At 70.5% G+C, this 22,807-nt stretch carries 20 protein-coding genes, 1 rRNA gene and 1 pseudogene; 10 read left to right on the forward strand and 12 right to left on the reverse strand.

Going from position 1 to position 22,807, the window contains the following annotated elements; translation table 11 throughout:
• Positions 1-444 precede the first annotated feature (444 nt).
• Entirely contained in the window at positions 445-768 is a 324-nt protein-coding gene (locus tag IZR01_RS54475; protein WP_194896792.1) for a muconolactone Delta-isomerase family protein, read from the forward strand.
• Here the strand turns inward: IZR01_RS54475 and IZR01_RS54480 are convergent.
• The 3 genes and pseudogenes from IZR01_RS54480 to IZR01_RS34845 all read right to left on the reverse strand — a co-directional run.
• A pseudogene (locus IZR01_RS54480) lies at positions 753-1,067 on the reverse strand (SDR family NAD(P)-dependent oxidoreductase); the annotation flags it as partial. The gene IZR01_RS54475 and the pseudogene IZR01_RS54480 overlap by 16 nt on opposite strands.
• On the reverse strand, positions 1,064-2,083 hold the full coding sequence (locus tag IZR01_RS34840) for an alpha/beta hydrolase (RefSeq protein WP_194926332.1): 1,020 nt from the start codon (positions 2,081-2,083) through the stop codon (positions 1,064-1,066). The pseudogene IZR01_RS54480 and the gene IZR01_RS34840, both read right to left, overlap by 4 nt.
• Complete coding sequence (locus IZR01_RS34845; protein WP_194926319.1) at positions 2,083-2,496, reverse strand: nuclear transport factor 2 family protein; 414 nt, start codon at positions 2,494-2,496, stop codon at positions 2,083-2,085. Before IZR01_RS34845 ends, IZR01_RS34840 begins: the two co-directional genes overlap by 1 nt.
• Before the next feature lie 157 nt (positions 2,497-2,653).
• On the opposite strand from IZR01_RS34845, the gene IZR01_RS34850 reads away from it, so the two are divergent.
• On the forward strand, positions 2,654-4,438 hold the full coding sequence (locus IZR01_RS34850; protein ID WP_194926320.1) for an MOSC and FAD-binding oxidoreductase domain-containing protein: 1,785 nt from the start codon (positions 2,654-2,656) through the stop codon (positions 4,436-4,438).
• Between the two features lie 57 nt (positions 4,439-4,495).
• Here the strand turns inward: IZR01_RS34850 and IZR01_RS34855 are convergent, their stop codons facing one another.
• The 3 genes from IZR01_RS34855 to IZR01_RS34865 are packed head-to-tail and all read right to left on the reverse strand — an operon-like array spanning position 4,496 to position 7,896.
• Complete coding sequence (locus IZR01_RS34855) at positions 4,496-5,665, reverse strand: TDT family transporter (RefSeq protein WP_228560858.1); 1,170 nt, start codon at positions 5,663-5,665, stop codon at positions 4,496-4,498.
• Positions 5,666-5,724: 59 nt separating this feature from the next.
• Complete coding sequence (locus tag IZR01_RS34860) at positions 5,725-6,774, reverse strand: quinone oxidoreductase family protein (protein ID WP_194926321.1); 1,050 nt, start codon at positions 6,772-6,774, stop codon at positions 5,725-5,727.
• 57 nt (positions 6,775-6,831) lie between these two features.
• Complete coding sequence (locus tag IZR01_RS34865; protein ID WP_194926322.1) at positions 6,832-7,896, reverse strand: hypothetical protein; 1,065 nt, start codon at positions 7,894-7,896, stop codon at positions 6,832-6,834.
• A 129-nt stretch (positions 7,897-8,025) separates the two neighbouring features.
• Here IZR01_RS34865 and IZR01_RS34870 point away from each other — a divergent pair, with 129 nt between their 5' ends.
• Positions 8,026-8,850 carry a MerR family transcriptional regulator gene (locus IZR01_RS34870; protein ID WP_194896784.1) on the forward strand — a complete coding sequence of 275 codons (825 nt, stop codon included), beginning with the start codon at positions 8,026-8,028 and terminating at the stop codon, positions 8,848-8,850.
• Positions 8,851-9,187: 337 nt separating this feature from the next.
• On the opposite strand, the gene IZR01_RS53685 is transcribed toward IZR01_RS34870, so the two are convergent.
• Both IZR01_RS53685 and IZR01_RS52625 read right to left on the reverse strand, forming a co-directional pair.
• A complete protein-coding gene (locus tag IZR01_RS53685) occupies positions 9,188-13,084 on the reverse strand; it encodes an nSTAND1 domain-containing NTPase (RefSeq protein ID WP_194926323.1) in 3,897 nt (1,298 codons plus the stop codon).
• 254 nt (positions 13,085-13,338) lie between these two features.
• Positions 13,339-13,470 carry a hypothetical protein gene (locus IZR01_RS52625; RefSeq protein ID WP_267254934.1) on the reverse strand — a complete coding sequence of 44 codons (132 nt, stop codon included), beginning with the start codon at positions 13,468-13,470 and terminating at the stop codon, positions 13,339-13,341.
• Positions 13,471-13,694: 224 nt separating this feature from the next.
• Here IZR01_RS52625 and IZR01_RS34880 point away from each other — a divergent pair, with 224 nt between their 5' ends.
• Both IZR01_RS34880 and IZR01_RS34885 read left to right on the forward strand, forming a co-directional pair.
• A complete protein-coding gene (locus tag IZR01_RS34880; protein WP_194926324.1) occupies positions 13,695-14,162 on the forward strand; it encodes a peptidoglycan-binding domain-containing protein in 468 nt (155 codons plus the stop codon).
• A 350-nt stretch (positions 14,163-14,512) separates the two neighbouring features.
• Positions 14,513-15,481 carry an MBL fold metallo-hydrolase gene (locus IZR01_RS34885; protein ID WP_194926325.1) on the forward strand — a complete coding sequence of 323 codons (969 nt, stop codon included), beginning with the start codon at positions 14,513-14,515 and terminating at the stop codon, positions 15,479-15,481.
• 73 nt (positions 15,482-15,554) lie between these two features.
• Here the strand turns inward: IZR01_RS34885 and IZR01_RS34890 are convergent, their stop codons facing one another.
• Entirely contained in the window at positions 15,555-16,202 is a 648-nt protein-coding gene (locus IZR01_RS34890) for an HAD family hydrolase (RefSeq protein ID WP_194926326.1), read from the reverse strand.
• Positions 16,203-16,284: 82 nt separating this feature from the next.
• On the opposite strand from IZR01_RS34890, the gene IZR01_RS34895 reads away from it, so the two are divergent.
• From IZR01_RS34895 to IZR01_RS34905, 3 genes are all read left to right on the forward strand, one after another.
• The gene (locus IZR01_RS34895) at positions 16,285-16,953 is read left to right on the forward strand and encodes a pyridoxamine 5'-phosphate oxidase family protein (RefSeq protein WP_323747179.1); all 669 of its coding nucleotides are present in this window, start codon (positions 16,285-16,287) and stop codon (positions 16,951-16,953) included.
• A gap of 77 nt (positions 16,954-17,030) precedes the next feature.
• Positions 17,031-17,471, forward strand: coding sequence for a VOC family protein (locus IZR01_RS34900; RefSeq protein ID WP_194926327.1), 441 nt, complete (start codon positions 17,031-17,033; stop codon positions 17,469-17,471).
• A 24-nt stretch (positions 17,472-17,495) separates the two neighbouring features.
• Positions 17,496-17,876, forward strand: coding sequence for an RNA-binding S4 domain-containing protein (locus tag IZR01_RS34905; protein ID WP_194896790.1), 381 nt, complete (start codon positions 17,496-17,498; stop codon positions 17,874-17,876).
• A gap of 154 nt (positions 17,877-18,030) precedes the next feature.
• Here the strand turns inward: IZR01_RS34905 and IZR01_RS34910 are convergent, their stop codons facing one another.
• Both IZR01_RS34910 and IZR01_RS34915 read right to left on the reverse strand, forming a co-directional pair.
• Positions 18,031-19,563, reverse strand: coding sequence for an aldehyde dehydrogenase family protein (locus IZR01_RS34910; protein ID WP_194926328.1), 1,533 nt, complete (start codon positions 19,561-19,563; stop codon positions 18,031-18,033).
• 244 nt (positions 19,564-19,807) lie between these two features.
• Complete coding sequence (locus IZR01_RS34915) at positions 19,808-20,659, reverse strand: hypothetical protein (protein WP_194926329.1); 852 nt, start codon at positions 20,657-20,659, stop codon at positions 19,808-19,810.
• Between IZR01_RS34915 and IZR01_RS34920 the strand changes: the two genes are divergently transcribed.
• Complete coding sequence (locus IZR01_RS34920; protein WP_194926330.1) at positions 20,648-20,884, forward strand: hypothetical protein; 237 nt, start codon at positions 20,648-20,650, stop codon at positions 20,882-20,884. The two genes, IZR01_RS34915 and IZR01_RS34920, sit on opposite strands and share 12 nt — an antisense overlap.
• A 9-nt stretch (positions 20,885-20,893) precedes the next feature.
• Positions 20,894-21,112 (forward strand): hypothetical protein, encoded by a 219-nt coding sequence (locus IZR01_RS34925; protein WP_194926331.1) that lies wholly within the window; start codon positions 20,894-20,896, stop codon positions 21,110-21,112.
• A 1,575-nt stretch (positions 21,113-22,687) separates the two neighbouring features.
• On the opposite strand, the gene rrf is transcribed toward IZR01_RS34925, so the two are convergent.
• Positions 22,688-22,804, reverse strand: a 5S ribosomal RNA gene (gene rrf / locus IZR01_RS34930).
• Positions 22,805-22,807: the final 3 nt, after the last annotated feature.

Consider the following 22,807-nt stretch of genomic DNA (forward strand, 5'->3'; position numbering starts at 1 on the left):
ACGAAAACAGGCGGTTTTTTCACAACGCCCTTAACCCCGTACGTGACCGGCGGCCTCCGTGCCCGACTCTCGCCCAACCCGCAACCACACCACCAACACGGCAAACCAATCCAGCCACCGCACTAGCGGCCGCCCGGCCGCCGGGTCATGCCGTCTTCGGCGTCACGATTTCCACGACTTCCAGGATGTCCAGGATGTCCTGGATTCCCAGGAGGTCCGCCGGTGCGGGACACCGAATGGCGGTCGCGCTCGGACAACACCGCCCCGCGGCCCCGTTCCAGCGCCTTGATCTGCTGGGGCAGCGCCGGCCCGGCGCTCAGCCGATCGCGCTACGTGCCGTAGGAGGCTGTGCCTATCAGCGAGGAGAAAGCCGGTCGTGGCGGCGCCGGAGGACCGGGGTGACGATGAGGTTACCGAGGACCTGCTGAAGAGCGGAGCACGACGATGCGTGAGTTCCTGGTCGAGATCACGACCGCCATCCCCGAGGGCACCAGCCAGGACGAGGTCGACAGGCGGCGCGCGGCCGAGGCCGTTCGGTCGCGGGAGCTGGCCGCGAGCGGCCATCTGTACCGGCTGTGGCGGCCGGTCGGCGAGCGGCGCAGCGTCGGCATCTGGTGCGCCGACGATGAGGCTGAGCTGAGGGAGAAGGTGCTCGGCACGCTGCCGCTGCATGAATGGATGACTGCTGTGGTCACGCCGTTGGAGCCGCATCCCAACGATCCGGGGCGGGGTGGTGCGGGTAGCGACCAGGCGAGCAGCGGGCCGTAGTGCGGACCCCCGGCCGTCACCATCACATGGTTGATCGGTCCCGGCAGGTCCTGGAAGAACTGTTTCAGGGCCGCGGCGTCGGTGGCGTCGAAGGCCGCGGTCTGTCGCGCGCCGACTACATCGGCCGCCTGCTTGAGCCGGTCTGGGTCGCGGCCGGTGAGGATGACTTCGGCGCCGTCGGCTCGGGCGCGCCGAGCGGTCTGGAAGCCGATGCCCGAGCTGCCGCCGATCAGGACGACGGTCTGGCCGAGCAGGTCCGGCTCGCGCCGGGTCGAAGCGGTGTCGGTCGTGCCGGTCATGCGCGCTCCTGGTGGATCGTCGCGGTTCGTGTTCGGCTCTGGTTCGGGTGCAGGGCGGTTTTGAGTGCGTCGACGGCCAGGTGGCGGGCGAGGTTGGTGGCGTTGGTGTCTCGAAGGCTGTCGAGCATCAGGAAGTCGTGCACCATCCCGAGGACGCGCACCGCGGTGACGTCCACTGCCGCCTCCCGCAGTTTGGCCGCGTAGGCTTCGCCCCCGTCGCGCAGCGGGTCGGCCTCGTCGGTGATCACCAGGGTCGTCGGCAGGCCGCGCATCTGGTCAAGGCCGGCGTGCAGCGGGGAGGCGTACGGCTCGGTGCGCCGCGCGGGATCATTCGTGTACTGATCCCAGAACCACATCATCGCCGCCCGGGTGTTGTAGTAGTGGTCGGCGAACTGCCGGTACGAGGCGGTCTCGAAATTCGCGTCCACGGTCGGGTAGAGCAGGACCTGGGCGGTGAGGTGCACGTCACCGCGCTCCTTGGCCATCAGCGCGAGCACCGCGGCCATACCGCCGCCGGAGGAGTCCCCGCACACCGCGAACCGGGAGGCGTCCAGCGCGTGCCCGCCGCCCTCGCGCATGATCCATCGGGCGACTGCGTAGTTCTGCTCAACCTGGGTCGGGTACTTCGCCTCGGGCGCCAGATCGTAGACGGGGAACACCGCGGCCGCGCCGGAGCCGACCGCCAGCTCGCGCACCAGCCGGTCGTGGGTGGCGCTGCCGCCGAGCACCCAGCCGCCCCCGTGGATGTACATGAACACCGGCAGCGTCCCGGTCGCGTTCTTCGGCCGCACAATGCGTGCGCGGACGGTCCCCCACTCGCCGGCGTCGACCTTCACCCATTCCTCGTCGATCTCGGGCTTGGCCACGCCGGCGCCCGACTGGAGCTGATCGAGGAGAGCCCTGGCCTGGTCCAAGGGCATCTCGTAGATCCGCGGATGCGGGTCGGTCTCCTCGGCCAACCGCTTCGCGGCCGGCTCCAGAACCGGGGCGGGCGGGGCGAGTGTGGCTGCGGCCATCATTGAGTCTCCTGACGTGTGATGGTCCTGCCGGGCATAGGCTCCGCGAGCTCGGTTCGCCATTCGGGAGCCCCGAAGGGGTCGGCGAAGTACTGCGTCTCGTGCATCACCTGCTCGTGGTCGAATTCCATGACGCTTACCGAGTAGCTGGGAGCACCGTCATACGTGATGACGCACTCGCTCACCCACAGATTCCCGCCGCCCGTGATTCGCAGGACCCTGAAGTGGCGGTTCGCGGGGTGTCCGCCGCGTTGCGCCGAAATCGCTGCACGGCCACGGAATCGCTCGCCCGACTGCGGGTAGTCGAGGATCGCGTCCGAGGCGTAGACGGCGTGTTCGGCTTCGGTATCGCCGAGTTCTGATGCTCGCCAGTGTTCCTCGATGGCGGCCCTGGTGCGGGCATCGGGATCCATTGAGCCACCCTTTCTTCGCCACTTTCGTAGGCTTCAGATCATTCGCCCGAATCCCACCGTAGGCGCACGTGCGACGATGCGCATCGGGACATATGGTGGGTCGGGAGCGGTTGGTTGGGAGACAGACAATGGCGGACCCTTCGTACGACGTCATCGCATGGCCACGCTGACCTCGGTGAACGTCGGCCTGCCCAAGGACGTGGCGTGGCGGGGCGCGACCGTTCGCACGGGTATCTGGAAGCGGCCCGTCACCGGGCCGGTGACGGCGCGGCGGCTCAATCTGGACGGCGACGGACAGGGCGACCTCGCCGGACACGGGGGCGAGCAGCGTGCCGTCCTGGTCTATCAGCTGGACTCCTACCGCCACTGGCAGCAGTACATGAAGCGGGACGACTTCGTCCCCGGGCAGTTCGGCGAGAACTTCACCGTGGACGGACTGGCAGACGATGAGGTCTGCATCGGCGACCGTTACCGGATCGGGGACGCGGTGTTCGAGGTCACCCAGCCCCGGGTGACGTGCTACCGCGTGGGCCTGCGGCTCGGGGAGCCGCAGATGGCCGCGTTGCTCGTATCGCACCACCGCCCGGGCTTCTATATGCGGGTGCTGACGGAGGGACGAGTGCGGGCCGGGGACGAGATCGCGAAGATCGCCTCAGGTCCGGAAGCGATGACCGTCGCGCAGACCGACGCCCTGCTCTACCTGCCGGGCCACCCGAGGCCGGAGCTGGAACGGGCCCTGCGCGTGCCCGCGTTGAGTCCGGGATGGCAGACCTCGTTCCGGGCTCTGCTCGCCGACGCGGACGGCGGTTCGCAGGCCGGCGGTTCGCAGGCCCGCAGCGGTAACAGTGGTCTGACGAACACCGCGCCGCCTCCGGCCTGGCCCGGGTTCCGTCCGCAGGAGATCGTCGGCATCGAACCGGAGAGCGCGAGCATCTTCTCGCTCACCCTGGCCTCGGCCGACCGCGAGCCGCTCCCGGCCGCGCTGCCGGGGCAGTACCTCGGGATCCGCATGCGGCCGGACCCGCAGGGACCGCCGGTCATCCGCAACTACTCGCTCTCCGGTCGGCCGGGCGCCCAGACGTACCGCATCAGCGTCAAGCAGGAGCCGCACGGCGTCGCCAGCACCTATCTGCATCAGCACATGAAGGTCGGCGACATTATCGATGTGGCCGCTCCGCGCGGCACGTTCCTGCTGAAGAACGCTGATACCCCGGTGCTGCTACTGTCCGCCGGCATCGGCGCCACCCCGGTCCTGGCGATGCTCCAAGCCCTGGCCGCGCAGCCTTCGCCGCGCCCGATCTGGTGGCTGCACGCGGCCCGAGACGGCGAGAACCATCCGTTCGCCGAGGAGGTGCGCACGCTGCTCGCCCGGCTGCCCGCGGGCCGGTCGTTCGTCTCCTACAGCACTCCGCGCGACACCGATCGCCCAGGCGTCGACTACACCTTCGCCGGACGGTTCGATCTCGGGCGGATCAGCGGCCTGAAGCCACCGCAGGACGCTGATGCCTACATCTGCGGTCCGGACGCCTTCATGACGGACATGACCGAAGCGCTGAAGGCCTGCGGCCTGTCGGCCTCGCGGATCCACACCGAGATCTTCGGCGCCGTCTCCGCTGTCAACCCGGGCGTGGTGACCGGACCCGCCCCGGCACCGCACCAGCCGGCCCGTGTCCCCGGCGGACGACCGGGGCCGTCGGTGTCCTTCGCCCGCACCGGTCTGACAACACCCTGGCACCCCGAGTACGGGACTCTGCTCGAACTGGCAGAGGCCTGCGACGTCCCGGTGCGCTGGTCCTGCCGTACCGGCGTATGCCACACCTGCGAGACCGCGCTCGTCACCGGCGGCGTCGACTACTCACCCGATCCCGTGGAGCCCCCGGCTCAGGGAAGCGCCCTCATCTGCTGCTCGACGCCCACTGCCGACGTCGTGTTGGACCTGTGAGCCGCTGGGCTCTCCAGGTGCGAGCGCGGATGCTTGAGATTCTCAAGTGATCCCGGCCTAGGCGATACGGTCTGGCAGGCCGGACGGGCTGGCCGAGCCAGCCCGCCAGGCGCGGTACGCGGTGAGAGCAGCGACCCGGATCCAGATGAGCACGAGCGCGATGTAGAGCGCCGCCGCGTACACCCGGAACGGGTCCGAACCGGTGCGCAGGGCCAGGGCCGATGTCGCGGTGACGTAGGTGCCGAGGGGGAAGGTGAATGACCACCAGGCGAGCGAGAACGGCAGGCCGGACCGCTTGGTGCGCACCGTGATCGCGAGCGCCAGGCCCGCCCACAGGGTGGCGAACCCCCAGGTAGGCGCGCCGAATACGATGCCGAAGGCCCGCAGCGCGGTGGAGTCCGGGGCGCGGATGGCCGTCCCCGCGACGTTGCCGAGCGCGTTGGCCGCGGTGATGGACTGGCCCAGCGGGCCCAGCACGATCCACAACGTGGGTTCGGTGACAGCCGGGCCCACCTTGTGCTGGGACATCCGGTAGCAGATCAACACCGTGGCGATCGCGGAGACCGACAGGCTCAGGCCGAACAGGGCGTAGCAGCACAGCAGGAGGGCGAGCCGGACCTGACCGGCTGCGGCGTGCGGGACGAGCAGCGCGCCGGTGGCAGCCGAGACCATCGGCGGGACCATGCACATCAGCCAGCCGATGGTCACCCGGTCCAGCGGCACCGGCAGGCCGGTGAACAGCAGGTACAGCACGCCCGCGGCACACACCAAGCCTGCGAGCGTGCCGGCGAACCACAGGACCCAGGCGATGTCCAGCGCGGCTCGTCCCCCGAACACCGCCTCGCCGTAGAGCAGGGTGCCGGCGCCGACCACGAGGACAGCGACCGGCGGCGCGCCGTTGAAATACCCCTTGGTGAGGTCGGCTACCTGGCCGCGGGCGGCGGCGGGGTCGCGCCGCCACTGGGCCGCGGTGAACCCCACCAGCACGACCAGCAGGAAGGCCGAGAGCGCCCACATCGCGGTGGCGGCAGTGTGCAACCCCGAGAAGCGCTGGGGCAGGGTCGCGGCGGCGATCGCGACGATGCCCGTGCCCATGACCGAGGCGTACCAGTTCGCCGCGACGTTGGAGACCATCTGCCCGAGACGGCCACGGCTGCCCCCGTCCGGAGCGGGGTCCGGCCTCGCGGCGCTGGACCCCGAACCATCCAGTGGTGGATACGTCGCCATGGACGAGACGGTAACCGAGTCTGTTCGCACTCTGTCCCGATCGGCAGCCTTTTGAGCTATTAGTACGGCCGGTCGGCGGTGGGAAGCAGGACCTGCTTGATCCCGGCCGCCCCGTCCAGCACCGCCTGGTAGGCCTGGACGGCGTCGTCCAGCGGCCACGTCTTCACCGCCGGAGGGACGAGGAAGCCGCGCTCGAACAGCGGACGCAGCTGGTCGAAGATGTGCGCGACGTCGGCGCCGTCCAGGAACACGGTGGCCAGCCCCGTGAGGTGTAGCTGACGGCTGATGATCTCACTGACGGGGACGCTCGCCTGTCGGTCCGGGGCACCGGCGGCGATCACGACCATCCGGCCTTCGGGCCTGAGGCTGCGAACAGTGGGTTCGGACAACGCGCCGCCGACCGTGTCCAGGGCAGTGTCGGCGCCGCGCCCGTCGGTGAGATCGAGCACCGCCGCCCGGATGTCGGTCGAGCTGGAGTCGGTCGAGTTGATGTCGTTCGAGCTGATGTCGATGAAGTGCTCGACACCGGCTGGCCGGCGCCGGCCGACCACGATCGGCTTCGCGCCGCGCCAGCGGGCGATCGCGGTGGCGGCCTGGCCGACCAGTCCGGAGCCGCCGGTGATCAGGACCGTCTCGCCGGGCTGGAGGTCCAGGCTGTTGATCAGCGCCTGCCAGGCCGTGAAATGCGATCGGCCGACGGCCGCGGCCTCGGTCATCGTCAGGCGCTCGGGCTTGCGGGAGAGCCACGTCTCGGGAAGGACGACGAAGCGCGCGTGCGTGCCCGGCCGCTTCTCCCCCAGCGCCATTCCCAGCGCCGGCCCGCAGCCCCACACTTCCTCGCCCTGGTGGGCGCCGTCGGAGACGACGACCCCGGCGAAGTCACCGCCCGGGATCATCGGCAGCGGACTGCCCAGCAGGCCTGCGGCGTTGGCGATGTCGAGCGGGTTCACCGCGGCGGCGTGCACCTCGACCAGCACCTCCCCGAGGCCTGGTTCCGGCACCGATACCGAACGATGGGCCAGCGACTGCGCCGGCGGCCCGCCGGCTTCCATCACGACGGCGTTCATGCGCGGCAGCGCTCGGTCCTCGGGGGATGTCAGGGTATTCATGTCAGATCCTTACGTTGCTGTTCCGGTGGTGGGGGTTGCTTGAGGCTTCCAGGCTGCTCAGGACAGCGGGGCCTCCGCGGCGAGCCCGACCAGAGACTGGTACGCCGGGTAGCTCAGCTGGTTGGCGTCATAGATGACGGTCAGCCGACTGACCCTGCCGGCGTCGTCGAGCTCGATGCAGGTGTGCCCACGGCGCAGCGGGGCGGCGCCGGGGGCGGCCGACCACTCGTAGCCGCCGCCACGACGGCCGCCCTCGGCGTGCAGCACCGCGGCGCCGGTGCCATACGGGAGCCGGCCGAGTGCCCGGGCGTAGTAGCGCTGGGCCTGGAGGCGACCGCAGACCCGGGTGTGCGCGGACAGGTCCTCGACGACGACGTCGGCGGACATCAGTCCGACGGCCGCTGCCGCGTCCCCCGCCGCGAACGCGGCCTGCAACGCCCTGGCGGCCTCGACGACGGCCGGATGGGCGTTCTGCTCGGAATCCTTGAAATCAGTGGGGTAGGCGCTGCCGATGACGGTGGCAGGAGTCAGGGCACTGCGGCCGTCCCAGTAGTCCACCCAGCGGGTGATCTTGCCCTGGCCGTCGAAGACGATCGGGGAAAGGGCACGCAGTTCCGCACCGAAGAACGGCGGGGTGTCCACGAACTCGACGGCGGCGCTTCGCATGTCGCCGACGATCCGCACCGGATACGACAGCGCGGTGGCCGGCACCTTCGGAAAGTACGCCGTGAACAGGTCGTTCACCTGTTGCCAGCTCATCAAGGCGGTGCCGAGGTTGGCGTCGATGTAGATGGTGTTCGCCCGGGAGAAGTAGGACATGACCCGGGGGACGTCGTGCCGGCTCTTCGCGGCGAAGAAGCCACGCAGGAGTTCGGCGACCTCGGGAGTGCAGTGCGAGGTGTCCACGACGGCGGGTGGGTAGGGCAGCCCGGTCTTGCCGCCTGCTGTACCGGCGGGGCTGCTCGTTCCGGCCGCGAACGTGGTGTCGGCCGCGAATGAGGTGTCGGCCGTGAACACGCCGGCAGCGCCGAGCGCCGCGGCCGCTCCGGCCGCCGCCCCGGTGCGGAGCAGCATCCGTCTGGTCGTCGCGTGCTGGGTCACGTGCTGGGTCACGTCCGTCATGGGTGGGTTCCTTCGGATCGGGCGGCCCTGGCGGCCGACTGCCTCCACACTCGGCGGTGCCACAAAGGGAGGGTCAACAGGACCTACCGGCTTGGACCCTCCCCTTAGGGGAGCGTCCATAATGGGCGAATGCCAGCCGCGCTCTCCATCGGTGACCTCTCCCGCGCCACGCACCTGAGCATTAAGACGTTGCGCCACTACCACCGCGTCGGGCTCCTGGTGCCGGCCGACATCGACGCGGGCAACGGGTACCGGCGCTACACCACCGACCAGATCCCGACGGCCCAGGTCATCCGCCGCTTCCGGGACCTGGACATGCCGCTGGAGCGGATCCACGCCGTCCTGGAGGCCTCCGACCTGGCCGCGCGCAACGAGCTCATCGCCGCCCACCTGGCGAGCCTGGAGCAGGACCTGGCCCGCACCCAGTCCGCGGTCGCGTCACTGCGCGACCTGCTCGCCCACCCGTCGGCCGCCGCCCCGGTCACCCACCGCCGGGTCCCCGCGACGACGGCGGCGGCCATCACCGCCACCATCACCATGGACGAACTGGTGCCCTGGTACCTGGGTGCGTTCAGCGAACTACACGCCACCCTCGAGGCGCGCGGCATCCGCCCGGCCGGCCCGGCGGGCGGGACCTACGCCGGGGAACTGTGGGCGGACGAGCGCGGTCAGGCCACGCTCTTCATCCCGACGGCAGCCGAGATCCGGCCACTGGGCCGGGTCGAGCCCGCGATCGTGCCCGCCGCCGAACTCGCGGTCATCATGCACCCCGGCTCACCCGCCGACCTCGACCGGGCCTACGGGGCGCTGGCCGCCTACGTCGCGGACCACGCGCTCCAGGTGGACGGCCCGATCCGGGAGTACTACCTGGTCGGCCGAAACGACACCGCCGAGGAGAACGCGTGGCGGACCGAGATCTGCTGGCCCATCTTCAGCACCGGGGCGGCCGCCTGAACACGTCTCGGGCCTGCAACCCAGGTCGGGAAGCGGCGTCGTCGCGGACAACGAACCAGAGTCGGCAGCTGATAGCAGCTGACCAATTTGCTCCCACGCGGACCACGCTGATGGCCGGGGTTCCCACAGGGTGACCAGCATCGCCTGCGCCGCCGGGCCTGGTCCAGCAAGCCTGGCAGGGCGATCACAGGACGAGGATGAGCTTGCCGCCGCCGCGGCGGGACTGGCTGAGCTTGGCCGCTTCCCGCCGCCTGCACCGCGGTGTCACCCCTGGGGCCCGGGCCTGCACGATCGCTGAGAACTGATGGAAGGCGGATGGCGGATGGTGGGCGCCTGGTCAGGGGCAGGGCCGGGCGTAGGCGACCGTCGGGAGGTATCGAGCCCACGCCGCCGGGGTGAGCGCGTCTCCCGTGGTGGCGCACACGCGGTCGATCGCGTAAGTGACGTCCAGGTCGGTCAGATTGACGGTCCGGTCGTCGCTGGCGGTGGCGAGTGTCCGGCCGTCGGGGCTGAGTGCCGCGTTGTCGATGGGACCGGTGTGGTCGGTCACCGCGCCGCCTATCGCGGTGGGGTGTGCCAGATCGGTCACGTTCCACAGGCGGATCGTGCCGTCGCCGCTCGTGCTGATCAGGGTCCTGCCGTCGGGCCTGAGGCCGACCCAGTAGACGTAGCTGGTGTGTCCGGTCAGCACCTGGCCGAACATGGTGGGATGCTGCGGGTCCGCCACGTGCCAGAACCGGATCGAGTGGTCCACCTCGCCGGTGATCAGGACGCTCCCGTCATGCGTGAAGACACCGGCCAGGATGCCGTCGGTACCGGCGACCGCCCCGTTTCCCCACGCGGCCGGGTGCGCCGGGGCGGCGAGGTTCCACAGCCGCAGCGTGTCGTCTGCTCCCCCGCTGGCCAGCACCGTCCCGCGCGGGTTGAACGTCAGCCAGAACACGTAGTTGTGGTGGCCTGTCAGTGGTGGTGCGAGCGCGCGCGGGTGCGCGGGGTCGGTGGCGTCCCACAGCCGTATCGAGTAGTCCGCGCCCGAGCCGGCGAGCGTCCGGCCGTCCGGGCTGAACGCGACCGTGAGCATGTAACCGGTGGGGCCGGTCAGCGGCGGGTTCAGCGCGGTCGCCCGCGCGGGGTCGGTCACATTCCACAGGCGCACGGTGTCGTCGCGGGCCGCGGTGGCCAGCGTACGGCCGTCCGGGCTGAACGCCACGCGCACGATCGAGCTGGTGTGGCCGGTCAGCGGGGGTCCCCAGGGAACCGGGCGTGCGGGGTCGGCGAGGTTCCACAGCCGCACCGTGCCATCGCTGCTGACGCTGGCGAGGGTCCGCCCATCGGGGCTGAAGGCCACACCGTTGACGTCACTGCTGTGGGCCACCAGGCGCGTTTTCGGCAGGCTCCACAGCCGTGTCGTGCCGTCATCGGCGGCAGTGGCGAGCAGATGACCGTCGGGGCTGAACGCCACCTGGTTCACAATGCTGCTGTGGCCGAGGAGCGGCTGCCCCAGGGCGACGGGATGCGCGAGGTCGGTGACGTTCCACAGCAACACCGTGTGGTCGTAGCCACCGCTGGCGAGTACGCGGCCGTCAGGGCTGAAGGCCACCGACTGGACGATGTTGGTTTGGCCGACCAGCGGCGGGCCCCGTGGCGCCGGCCGTGCGGGATCGGTGACGTCCCACAGCCGCACCGTGGAATCGTAGTACCCGGTGGCGAGCGTCCCGCCGTCTGGACTGAACGCGACAGCGTAGGCCGTGTTGACCTGGCCCGCGATCGAGTGTGTGGCCGGGCCGGGTATCGGTGCGGCCCACAGGACCGGGCGTGCGGGGTCGGTGATGTTCCACAGCCGCACTGTGCTGTCGGCATCGGCGACGGCGAGCGTCCGGCCGTCGGGGCTGAGCGTGGCCGACGACACGGCTGCGCCGTTAACGAACGGCTGCCCCAGGGGCGTGGGCCTGGCCGGATCGGTGACGTTCCACAACTGCAGGGTGCCGTCCTGGCTCGCGCCGGCGAGCGTGCCGCCGTCCGTGCTGAACGCGACTGAGACTGAGGTCGCGTGGCTTGACAGTCCGTGCAACGCAGCGCCCCATGGTCTGGGTGTGGCGGGGTCAGTGACGTTCCACAGCTGCATGGCGCCGTCGCCGTCCGCCGTGGCCAGGGTACGACCGCCCGGGCTGAACGCTACCGCGTGGACACCGCCGTCACGGATGTCGACCGGTGGCCCCCACGGGCGCGGATGCGCGGAATCAGTCACGTTCCACAACCGCACCGTGCCGTCCTCGCCGCACGTAGCCAGCGTGCGCCCGTCTGAAGCGAACGCGGCGCCGTACACAGGGCCCGTGTGGTCCGTGAGCGTACGGGAGAGCGGGATGTTCTCGGTGCCGAGTAGGTCGGTGTACGCGTTCGAAGTCGGCTTCACGCGGTAGGACGCGAGCATCATCTGCGCGGCGAGCGAGGGATCGGTGCCCCGCAGCTGCTCGGCCTCGTTCAACAGTTGGCTGGCGATCGCCTGATCGCGCTCGCGCTGGGCGGTGGCGCGCTGTTGGAAGGCGGCGACGGCGAGGAGCGACGCGGCGAGCGCGAGCGCGCCCAGGGCCGCGAGTGCCGTCCGCCGGACACGGGCTCCGCGGCGGGCGTGCCGCAGCGACGCCGCGAGAAACTGTCGGACTCGCTCGCTGGGCGGCACGGCGTGGTGGCGCGCCGCCCATTCCGTCGCGGTGGCCAGCCGACTACCGCGATACAGATGGGCCGCGTCCTGGGCCTCGCGCTCCCACGCGATGGCGGCGTCGGTGAGCTGCTGGTGGATCAGCAGCCCGGCGCGGTCCTCGTCGATCCAGCGGCGCAGCCTCGGCCAGGCGCTGAGCAGCGCCTCGTGGGTCAGCTCCACCGTGTCCGCGTCCAAGGCGATCAGCCGGGCGCGGGCCAGAGCGTCGAGTACCCCGCCGGTTTCGCCGGCATCGAACTCGCCGCGCATGGCCGGGCGTTTGGTGTCCTCGGTGCCCTCGCCCAGGGCGACCAGGCGCAGCAGGATCCCACGCGCCACGCGCTGCTGGTCTTCGGCCAGCGCCTGGTAGGTCGCCTCGGCGGTACGCGAGAGCGCGTAGTGGATCGCCCCGGCCGCCTCGTACCCGGCCACGGTCAGGGTGTTGCCGCGCCGACGGCGCCAGGTCTCCCGCAGCGCGTGCGAGATCAGCGGCAGCGCGCTGGGCTGCCCGGCGGCGTCCGCGACGATCCGCGCCAGCAGCGCGCCCTCCACCACGCAGTCCACCGCCGCCGCCGGACCGCTGATCGCCCGGCGCAACTCCTCGGTACTCATCGGCCCGACCAACACCTGCGCGTCGCGCAACGCCTCGACCAGATCTGGATACTGCACGCAACGTTGGTAGAAATCCGCACGCACCCCGACCACCACACGCGTGCGGCTGTTCGGCTCCACCGCAGCGGTCAGCAGCAGTCTCAGGAACTGCTCGCGCTCGTCCTCGGCGCACAGCGTGAAGACCTCCTCGAACTGGTCCACCACCACTAGCAGATCCACGTCCGCCGGCGCGTCGAGCAGCGCTTGCAGCGCGGCCAGGTGCAGCGCGCGCGAGTCCTCGCGCAACTGCCGGTGCAGCCCCGAGGCCAAGCTGCCGGCCAGCACCGCCAGCCGCGCGGCGCACTCATCCAGCGGATGCGGGCCGGGGGTGAACAAAAGCACCGGCCAACCCTGCCCGCCCGCGCTGTCGGTCCCACCATCGGCGTCGGCATTCACCCCAGGCAGCAGCCCGGCGCGCAGCAGCGAGGACTTGCCCGACCCCGACGCCCCGAACAACGCGGTGAACCTGCGGGAACGCACGCGCGCGACCAACTCCTCGGTCAACCGCTCCCGGCCGAAGAACCACCGCGCATCCCGTGCTTCGAACACTGACAGGCCCGCATAGGGGCACTGGTCATCCTCCTGCGACCCGGGCTCGGGGTCGGCGCCGCGCCGCTCGCCGGCCAGTTCCGCGGCAAGCTCATGCCAGCGCGCCTCCCACTGCTCTGCTTGCGCGCCGCAGGCTCGCACATACGCCAACGTCACCGCCAGGCTCGGCAGCCGCTTGCCTGCCGCCGCGTCCGCCAGGGTGGTCGAGGAGTAGTGCGCCAGCCGCGCCAGCCGCCGGTACGGCGGCGAGCCCGCCTTCGCCCGCAGGGTACGCAGATCCGCCGCGAACGCGGTCAGCGAGTCGTCCCCCACCAGGGGCTGCTCCGATCTGGACACCGATCCGCCCCTCTCCGCGTCTGATCGACCACCCTAAGCAATCAGCCGAAGGCGTGGCAACCATGCCAGAGCACTGATTCTCGGCGGCGCGAGACCGGCGGTCCGCCACGACGCGGCCGCGCCCGCCGACCGGGCCAGGCACTGCCGAAGCTCTTCGACGCTCATCGGGCGGACCGGCAACTGTCAGCGAAGCGGAGGGAACAGCATCTCAAGGTCCTGTGATCAGAACTCCTGTTACAAGGGCTCGACCCTACCTACCGGATTCCGTTTCCCTTGCCCGAACCGATCGACCTGGCGCTCGACACCTGCGCGGTGGTAGTCAGCGCGCCGACGACGCTGACGGCCCACGCTGCCAGGTCGACGTAGTTCCGTTGCCCCTGGCCCACGCGCCAACGCTACGTCGCACTGTCTTGCCGGGGTCGGCAGCGCACACCGTCACCCGGGCGGGGGACGGCGCCGGGCCATTGTCCGGATGTTGTTGTCAGGTGACCGGCCGCCGACACCTGACAAACCCCGTCACGCTAGGACTGGCTGTGGAAGCGGCACCGTCCGTTGGACACGAGGGCTGGCGACCGTGCTGGGAATGGGAACACGAAAGGAAATAGAGCTCATGTCGATCAAACACATCCGCAGCTGTACGGCGATCCTCGCGGTCTTCGCCGGTCTCCTCTCGGGGCTCGGAGCCGTCTCACCGGCGAGCGCGGCCGCCAGGCCCGCGATCTCGGCGCCCGCCGCGGAGGCGCCAGCCTTCACTTCCGAGACGGCCATCCCGCTCGCCGTCGCCAACTTGGGCTTGAATACCGCTCAGGCCCAGAGTGTGCAGCGCTGGCTCCACACCTACTGGGGCTACAACGGCGCGATCGATGGGCAGCTGGGAACCAACAGCTGGGAGGCTTTCCAACGCTGCCTGAAGAAGTACTGGGGCTACACCGGCGCGATCGACGGCATCGTAGGCGGCGGCACGGTCTCGGCCCTGCAGCGCCTTCTAGCCGCCGGCTGGGGCTACAGAGGGGCGATCGACGGCATCGTCGGTCCGGGAACCGAGGCCGCGTTCAAGAACTTCGCCAACGGCATTTAGCCTCCACCATCCGGACAGACAGGTCCGCCAGCGGCCCGGACAACTCGGTATTCTGCGGTATCGCGAGCCGCCCACCGGCTCCGCAACGGCCGACACCTGGCAGTGTCGGCCGTCTGCGCCTGCCATGACCACCTGCGAACACTGACAGGCAAGGAATCAACGTCGTCTCCACGATGGAGATAGCCGACAGTGGCCACGCGGCAGCGCCAGGCTCCACGCCTCCGGTACAGAGGGCTGAGGGCACAGGGACGATGATCTATTCGCAACCGCACGCGCCTGCTGATCACATCAGCAACCGAGCTGGTACGGTCCACTGATATCAGCACCCGCCTAACGAACCTGGACCTCCGATGACGAATCTGGGCTCCGACGTCCACGAGATCGACACCCTGATGTCCGGGCACGCCGGCATCACGGCCGGCTACGCGATCCTCGGCGACCATCCGGCGCTGGTCGAGACCGGGACTGCGAAGTCGGCGCCGGTGGTGCGCGATGCGCTCGCGGCGCTGGGGGTCGGGGCTGGGGATCTGCGCACCATTGTGGTGACGCACATCCACCTGGACCATGCTGGTGGGGTCGGGGACCTGGCGGCGATGTTTCCCAATGCGGAGATCGTGGTGCACGCCTCCGGGGCTCGGCATCTGGTGGATCCCGAGCGTCTGATGACCAGTGCGCGGCGGGTGTTCGGGTCGCTGATGGATGACGTGTTCGGGCCGTTGTTGCCGACTGAGGCGCGCCGGGTGCGGGCTGTGGAGGACATCGGTTACATCGACCTCGGTGGTGGCCGGCGGCTGGAGACGCACCACACCCCCGGGCACGCGCGGCATCACGTCGGCCTGATCGACAACGTCACCGGGGACCTGTATGTCGGCGACGCCGCTGGCCTGTACATCCCCTCCGATGACCCCGACCAGCCCGGGGACGTCCGGCCCGGCACGCCGCCGCCGGACTTCGACCTGCCGCTGGCGCTGAACTCGCTGGAGAAGTTCCGCACGCTGCGGCCCACGCGCCTGCTGTTCAGCCACTACGGCCCGGTGCGCGATGTCACCGACACCCTGGCCCGGGCCGAGGAGGAGGTGCGGCTGTGGGTGGAGTTGGTGCGCGACGCCCGGACCAGCCGGCTGGATCTGGACCACGCGATCGAGATGGTGCGGGAGAAGACCGCGGCGCGGTATCCGGTGGAGCACGCCGATGAGGAGACGCAGACGAAGTTCGAGGAGCTGTCGTCGTACGCGTCGAACATCGTCGGGATCAACATGTACCTGAACAAGGTGGATGGCTGGGAGCACCCGATGGCGGACGCGTCCAGCGCCGGGTGACTGGAGTCGGGTGACTAGGGCCGGGTGACTGGCGCCGGGGTGACTGGAACTGTCACCAGATCCACCAATCGGTTTATCGATAAGTCAGCAGGATCGGGAACGCCTCCACGACGTCCCCGACCACCGAGGTGGCCGCCGTCGGCGCGGACTCCCCCTTGCCGCTGTCGATCCACACGGTCCGCAGTCCCACCGCCGCGCCGCCCCCGATGTCGGCCTGCGCGTTGTCGCCGACCATCCAGCCGCCGGCGGACAGCTCGCAGTCGGCGGCCTCGGCCGCGATCCGGAAGATCTCCGCGTCCGGCTTGCGCACGCCCAGCGCCCCGGACACCGCGATCGAGTCCACCAGCCGGTCCAGGCCGGTGCGCTTGATCTTCCCGAGCTGGTTGTCCGCCTCGCCGTTGGAGACGATCCCGAGCCGCCATCCGGCGCGCCGCAGCGCCACCAGCCCGTCGCGCACTTCGTCCCGCAGCTCCACCAACTCCGGCATGCGCCGCCGATAGAGCCGCCACAAATCCTCGACAGGCTCGGTGAGCCCGTAGCGCTCCCGCACGAGGGCGAAGTACTCGTCCCGCTTCTGGTAGGGGTCCCAGGCCGCGAACAGCCATTCCTGTTCCGTCTCCGGCAGTCCGTGCTCCCGCGCGAACTGTGCCGCGAAGCGCCGGAAGGCCGGAGGCAACGCGATGAGTGTGTCGTCCAGATCGAACAACGCCAGCTGCCCCATGACGATGATCGTACCGACCGCTACGCTTGGCTCAAGGCCCACCACACCAGTGGGCCGTAAGGACTCCGGGAGGGCCGCCGCTGTGACCGAAGCAGTCGTCGAGAGCGCCGAGAGCACCGAATCCGCCGAGACCGAGATCAGGACTGTCGAGCAGCTCCGCGAACTGCTCGGTGAGCCGATGGAGCGGGCGATCAACAAGGAGCGGACGCGGCTGCTGCCGATCGACCGCCAGTGGCTGGCCGCCTCCCCGCTGTGCCTCATCGCCACCTGCGACGACCAGGGCAACTGCGACGTCTCCCCCAAGGGCGACCCGCCCGGCTTCGCGAAGGTGCTGGACGAGACCCGGCTGGCCATCCCCGAGCGGCCCGGCAACCGGCGCGCCGACGGCTATCTCAACATGCTGCGCAACCCGCACGTCGGGCTGATCTTCCTCATCCCCGGCCGGAACGAGACGCTGCGGGTCAACGGCCGGGTGCGGCTGGTCCGCGACGCCCCGTACTTCGACGAGATGGTCGTCAAGAACCACCGGCCGATCCTGGCGCTCGAGGTCGAGATCGAGCAGGTCTTCTTCCACTGCGCCAAGGCCTTCATGCGCTCCTCGCTGTGGAAGCCGCAGACGTGGGACCCCGACCAGCTGCCGCAGCACGCCGCCATCGTGAAGTCGGTGCAGTGGACACGGGAGTCGTTGGAGGAGCTGACCGAGTACTACGGCGAGAGCTACGAGAAGTCGATGTACATCACCAAGAAGTAGCCGGACAAAGCAGCTGGACAAAGCAGCTAGCAGCGGTCGCGGGAGCGGTTGTCGGCGGCGGCCGGTAACGTCGGATCATGGCTTTCACCTACCAAGTCGTCATCGACTCCGCCGACCCGCACGCCCTGGCCGACTGGTGGGCCGAGGCCGTCGGCTGGGATCTGGAGCCCTCGAACGAGGCGTTCATCCGCCAGATGGTCGCCGCCGGCCACGCCGCCGAGGCCGACACCAAGACCCACAACGGCGTCCTGGTCTGGGCCGTCGGGCAGGCGATCGTGCACCCCGGCGGCAAGGACGCCGGGCCCGGGTCGCGGATCCTGTTCCAGGCCGTGCCGGAGCCGAAGACCGTCAAGAACCGCGTGCACCTGGACATCAAGGTCGGCGAGGGAAACCTGGAGAGCGAGCTCGCACGGCTGACCGCGGCCGGCGCCACCGAGCTGCACCGCGGCCAGCAGGGGCCCTCGCACTGGGTGACGATCGCCGATCCCGAGGGCAACGAATTGTGTCTGCACTCGTGAACACCACCGGTTAAAGTCACGTCCATGACGTCCGAAGCGACCGCTGTCCGGGTCGACAGCTGGATCTGGTCGGTGCGGCTGACCAAGTCCCGCTCGATGGCCGCCGACGCCTGCAAGGGCGGGCATGTGAAGGTCAACAACGAGAGCGTGAAGCCCTCGCACCTGCTGCGGGTCGGCGACGAGGTACGGGTGCGGCAGGACCAGCGCGAACGGGTCGTGGTGGTCAGCAAGCTGGTCAGCAAGCGGGTCGGGGCGCCGGCCGCCGCCGAGTGCTACGTCGACAACAGCCCGCCGCCTCCGCCGCGCGAGCTGTTCGTCTCGGTCGCCGTGCGGGACCGGGGCGCCGGGCGGCCGACGAAGCGGGACCGGCGGGACATGGACCGGCTGCGCGGGCGGCCGTTCTGAAGCCGTGGCAATAAGAAACCGCGGCAATGCGAAACCGCGGCGCCGGACTCAGGGTATCCGGCACCGCGGCGTGGGCTTGCCTGGTGTGACGCTTGCCTGGTGTGACGCTTGCTCAGTGTGACGCAGGCCGGTCCGGCCTACTTCTCAGTCCGGCCTACTTCTTGCGGCCGTACCGGGTCTCCGCGTACTTCTTCATGATCGCGAAGGTCTTCGGGTTGCGGGCGAACGTCGCCGGCTCGAACGGCGTGGAGTACCGGCGGCGGGTGATCGCCTTGGGCCGGGTGAACTCGCGCAGCCCGTCGGCGCCGTGGATGCGGCCGAAGCCGGACTCGCCGACCCCGCCGAACGGCAGGCCCGGGATGCCGGCGAAGGCGATGACGGCGTTGACCGAGGTCATGCCGCTGCGCAGGCGGCGCGCGATGGCCGTGCCGCCGCGCCGGGCGAAGACCGAGGCGCCCAGGCCGTAGTCGGTGGCGTTGGCCAGCTCGATCGCCTCCTCGACGTCCCGCACGCCCTTGACCGTGATCGTCGGCCCGAAGGTCTCCTCGCGCACCGCGCTGGAGTCCTCCGGCGTGTCCAGGAGCACGGTCGGCTCGACGTAGGGGGCGCGCACCGAGCCGCTGCCGCCGACCACCACCGTGGCGCCCTTGGCCAGGGCGTCGTCGATGTGCTTGCGGACCACGTCGAGCTGCCCGGGCATGGTCATCGGACCGTAGGCGGCGTCCGGACCCTGGCCGGGGGCCAGCGCCAGCTTCTGGATCTGCGAGGTCAGCTCGGTGACGAACTCGTCCTTCACCGAGTCCACGACGTAGACCCGCTCGATGCCCACACAGGTCTGCCCGGCGTTCGACATCGCGCCCCACAGCGCGGCGTCGGCGGCCTTGGCCAGGTTGGCGTCGCCGGCCACGATCATCGCGTCCTTGCCGCCGCATTCCATCAGCACCGGGGTCAGCGACGGCGCACACGCGGCCATCACCTTGCGCCCGGTCCGCGCGCTGCCGGTGAACGCGATCTTGTCCACCCCGGACTCACACAGCGCGGCCCCGGTCGCCCCGGTCCCGGTGACCAGCCGCAGGACCTGCTGCGGGGCGTCCGGATTGGCCCGGTCGAAGGCGTCGACGATCCACTTGCCGATCGCGGTGGTGTACTCCGAGGGCTTGAACACCACGGCGTTGCCGGCCGCCAGCGCGTAGGCGATCGACCCCATCGGGGTGAACACGGGGTAGTTCCACGGCCCGATGACGCCGACCACGCCCAGCGGCTGGTACTCCAGGCTGGCCGCGTGGTTGGACATCAGCAGGCCGGAGCCGACCCGGCGCGGGTGCAGCACCTTGCGGGCGTGGCCGGCGGCCCAGCCGATGTGCTCGATGGCGAGGAAGACCTCCAGGAAGGCGTCCCCGCGGGGCTTGCCGTTCTCCTGGTGCATCAGCTCGCACAGGTCGTCGAGCCCGCGGGTGATGACGCCGGCCCACCGGCGCAGCCGGCGCTCGCGCTCGGCCCAGGTCAGCGCCGACCACCAGGCGGCGGCCGGGCGGGCCTCGGCGACCACGGCCCGCACCTGCTCGGCGGTCATGGCGGGGAAGGTGGCGACCTCGCCGCCGTCGGCGGGGTCATAAGAGACGAAACTGGAGGCGCCCGGTTCCAGGACGCCGACAGCCGCGCCGTTAGCTGAACCCTGATCGCTCATGGCTGACTGCCTCTTCCGTGCGGAGGGGGTGGGTGAGTCGGGGGCGGATGGTGCCGGACCGTGTCCGGTCGATCGCTACCGCTGAGTAACGTCGATGGTTCCGATCCTTCACCTCGAAGCGGCCTGGGGCAATAGGGAGTCGGGGCTTGTGGTGGATCTGGTGGGGATCCGGTGAGAATCCACGCGGGAAAAGGCCGACCGGCGGCTGCCCAGAGGGTGGCCGCCGGTCGGTTGGGAGGTGGGGTCAGTGGGTGGTGTCTTCGCCGGGGGTGCCGGAGTCGGCCTCGGTCTCGGAGTCAGGGTCGGAGTCGGCGGATTCCTCGGCGGTCAGCTCTTCGCGGGCCGCGCCGTCCTCGTCGTCCTCGTCGTCGTCCTCGTCGTCGTCCTCGGCCTCGTCATCCTCGTCGGCTTCGTCCACGTGGCCCTCGGGCGCGACGTCATCATCCTCAGCCGCGTCGTCAGTGTCCGTGTTCTCAGCGTCCGTGTCCTCGGCGTCCGCGTCGAGTTCGTCCTCGAACTCGTCGAAGGCGATGCCGTCCAGGTCGTCGACGCGCTCGGCGGCGTCGGTGAGCCCCTCGGAGTCGGCGTCGGCGGCCCGCATGAACCACTCGCGCGCCTCGTCCTCGCGCTCGGCGGCGAGCAGCGCCTCGGCGTAGGCGTAGCGCAGCCGGGCGGTCCACGGCTGGACCTTGGCCGGCGTCAGATCAGCACCCTGCAACTGCACCACAGCCGCCTCCGGCTGCTCCATGTCCAGCCGCGCCCCGGCCGCGACCATCCGCAGCTCGATCTGCGTCTCCTTGTCGAGCGTCTTGGCCTCCGGCGCGGCGGCCATCGCCAGCGCGCGCTCAGGGCGCCCCAGCCCCCGCTCACAGTCGGCCATCACAGCCCAGTGGTCATTGGTCCCGGTGATCCGCCGCACCGTCCGCAGATCCGCCAAAGCCTCCGAATACCGCTCGGTCAGATACGCGGCCAACCCGGCGGCCTCCCGCGTCGAGGCCAACCTCGGCGCCATCTTCATCGCGGTCCGCGCATGCCGATACGCCAACTCAGGATCCTCATCCAGGTTCTGGCCCGCCATCACCAAGTGCCCGGCCACGACCGTGGCCTTGGACCTCAGCAGCTGCCCGAGCTCATCCTGAATGTCCTTGTCGAGCTTGTCGATGGTGGCATCCGCCGAGATCTCCAGAACATCCTCGCCGTCACGCCCCTCGCCATTGGCCCCACCGACGAACGCAGCACCGCCACCCTCACGCGGGTCGAAACCGCCCCGGGCCTCTTCGCCGCCATCCTGGGCACTCTCGTCCCCGAAGCCACGAGGTGAGCCGAATCCGTGCTCGTCACGGTCGGCGTCGGCGGGACGGTTGTCCCGGGAGAAGCCACCGGCCGGACGCTCATCGCGCGGGGCGAAGCCACGACGCTCGTTGTCGCCGCGAGAACCGGCACGGTCGCCGTAGCCGCCGCGCGAGTCACGGTCGCCACGGGAGTCGCGGTCACCGCCGGCGCGGCCGCCCGAGAAGCCACCACGGCTGTCCCGGTCGCCGCCGCGTGAATCGCGATCGCCGAACGAACGCGGGCCAGACCGATCGCCATAGCCACCCCGCGAGTCACGGGAGCCGGAGCGATCGCCATAGCCACCACGGGAGTCGGAGCCGCTGCGGGAGTCGGAGCCGCCTCGCGAACCACGGTCGGCGAAACCGCCCCGCGAGTCAGAACCCCGGCCGTCGCGCGAGCCGAAGCCCCCACGCGGCGAGTCACCACCACGCGAGTCGCCACTACGACCACCGCGCGAGTCCCGATCGCCGAAGCCGCCCCGCGAATCACCGCCACGACCGCGCGAATCCCGATCGCCATAGCCGCCCCGCGAGTCAGAACCATCACGCGAGCCGAAGCCACCGCGTGAGTCAGAGCCGCCTCGCGAGCCGAAGCCGCCCCGCGAACCACCGCCACGACCACGCGAATCCCGATCGCCATAACCGCCACGCGAATCAGAGCTCTGGCCGTCCCGCGCGCCATAGCCGCCGCCGCGTGAGTCACGATCCCCGTAGCCACCGCGCGAACCGGAACCCTGACCATCGCGCGAGCCGAAACCACCCCGCGAATCGCCACTACCGCCGCGCGAGTCACGGGAGCCGGAGCGATCGCCGAAGCCGCCACGGGAGTCAGAGCCGCCCCGCGAGTCAGAACCCCGACTGTCCCGGGAGCCGTAGCCGCCCCGCGAATCGGAGCCTCGACCATCCCGCGAACCATAGCCGCCCCGCGAGTCGCCGCCGCGCGAGTCACGGTCGCCGTACCCGCCGCGCGTGCCGGAACCGCCCCGCGAGTCAGAACCCCGACTGTCGCGTGAGCCGTATCCACCCCGCGAATCGCCACCGCCACGCGAGTCGGTACCCCGACTGTCGCGCGACCCGTATCCGCCACGCGAGTCGCGCCCGCCCTGCGAATCGCGGCTGCCGTAGCCGCGAGAATCCCTGTTGCCGTAACTGGAACCACGACTGTCGCGGTCGCCAGAGCCCGACCCGCCCTGCGGGCTGGAGCCGCCCCGCGAGTCCCGGTCGCCGTAGCCGCCACGGCCGCGATCGCCACCGCGGGCATCGCGGTCGCCGTAGCTGGATCCGCCCCGCGAGTCACGGGAGCCCGGCCGGTCGCCATAACCCGACGAGCCGCCACGGTCCCGGTCGCCACCCCGCGAGTCGCGGTTGCCGTAGCTCCCCCGCGAGTCACGGTCGCCATAGCCGCCCCGGCTGCGGTCGCCACCGCCGGCACCGCCGCGTGAGTCGCGGTCTCCGGAGCCACGGCTGTCCCGCGAGCCCGAGCGGTCGTCAGAGCCGCCGCGGCCGGAGGGACGGTCACCATAGCCGGAGCCGGTGCGGCCGCCTCGGTCGCCGGCTCCGCCGGAGCGGGCGCCGCGGTCGTCGGCGGGCCGGCGGGCGTCGCCGGCCCGGGGGCCCTGGTTTCGGTCCCGGTCCCGGTCGGAGCGGCCCGGGTTGCGGTCCGAAGATGGTGACATGAGATGCGCTCCTGTTCCTGTTATGAGTCGGGGTCCATCCTCCCGCACCGCGGAAGAAAGGGCCAAACGCGACGAAGCCCCCTCCGGGAGATCCCGGAGGGGGCTTCGTGAAATTTAGTCCGGCCGCGTCCTACTCTCCCACCAGGTCCCCCTGGCAGTACCATCGGCGCTGGCGGGCTTAGCTTCCGGGTTCGGAATGGGACCGGGCGTTTCCCCACCGCTATGGCGGCCGTAACA

This window comes from Catenulispora pinisilvae (assembly GCF_015356865.1).
Taxonomy (GTDB): domain Bacteria; phylum Actinomycetota; class Actinomycetes; order Streptomycetales; family Catenulisporaceae; genus Catenulispora; species Catenulispora pinisilvae.

What these genes read in the sequence shown, in the direction of transcription:
- IZR01_RS34860 (WP_194926321.1), bottom strand. Translation starts at nt 6,774, where the DNA reads ATGAATACCCTGACATCCCCCGAGGACCGAGCGCTGCCGCGCATGAAC.
- IZR01_RS34890 (WP_194926326.1), bottom strand. Translation starts at nt 16,202, where the DNA reads ATGGGGCAGCTGGCGTTGTTCGATCTGGACGACACACTCATCGCGTTG.
- IZR01_RS34870 (WP_194896784.1), top strand. Translation starts at nt 8,026, where the DNA reads ATGCCAGCCGCGCTCTCCATCGGTGACCTCTCCCGCGCCACGCACCTG.
- IZR01_RS34845 (WP_194926319.1), bottom strand. Translation starts at nt 2,496, where the DNA reads ATGGATCCCGATGCCCGCACCAGGGCCGCCATCGAGGAACACTGGCGA.
- IZR01_RS34865 (WP_194926322.1), bottom strand. Translation starts at nt 7,896, where the DNA reads ATGACGGACGTGACCCAGCACGTGACCCAGCACGCGACGACCAGACGG.
- IZR01_RS34900 (WP_194926327.1), top strand. Translation starts at nt 17,031, where the DNA reads ATGGCTTTCACCTACCAAGTCGTCATCGACTCCGCCGACCCGCACGCC.
- IZR01_RS34855 (WP_228560858.1), bottom strand. Translation starts at nt 5,665, where the DNA reads ATGGCGACGTATCCACCACTGGATGGTTCGGGGTCCAGCGCCGCGAGG.
- IZR01_RS34885 (WP_194926325.1), top strand. Translation starts at nt 14,513, where the DNA reads ATGACGAATCTGGGCTCCGACGTCCACGAGATCGACACCCTGATGTCC.
- IZR01_RS34880 (WP_194926324.1), top strand. Translation starts at nt 13,695, where the DNA reads ATGTCGATCAAACACATCCGCAGCTGTACGGCGATCCTCGCGGTCTTC.
- IZR01_RS34840 (WP_194926332.1), bottom strand. Translation starts at nt 2,083, where the DNA reads ATGGCCGCAGCCACACTCGCCCCGCCCGCCCCGGTTCTGGAGCCGGCC.
- IZR01_RS34910 (WP_194926328.1), bottom strand. Translation starts at nt 19,563, where the DNA reads ATGAGCGATCAGGGTTCAGCTAACGGCGCGGCTGTCGGCGTCCTGGAA.
- IZR01_RS34905 (WP_194896790.1), top strand. Translation starts at nt 17,496, where the DNA reads ATGACGTCCGAAGCGACCGCTGTCCGGGTCGACAGCTGGATCTGGTCG.
- IZR01_RS34850 (WP_194926320.1), top strand. Translation starts at nt 2,654, where the DNA reads ATGGCCACGCTGACCTCGGTGAACGTCGGCCTGCCCAAGGACGTGGCG.
- IZR01_RS54475 (WP_194896792.1), top strand. Translation starts at nt 445, where the DNA reads ATGCGTGAGTTCCTGGTCGAGATCACGACCGCCATCCCCGAGGGCACC.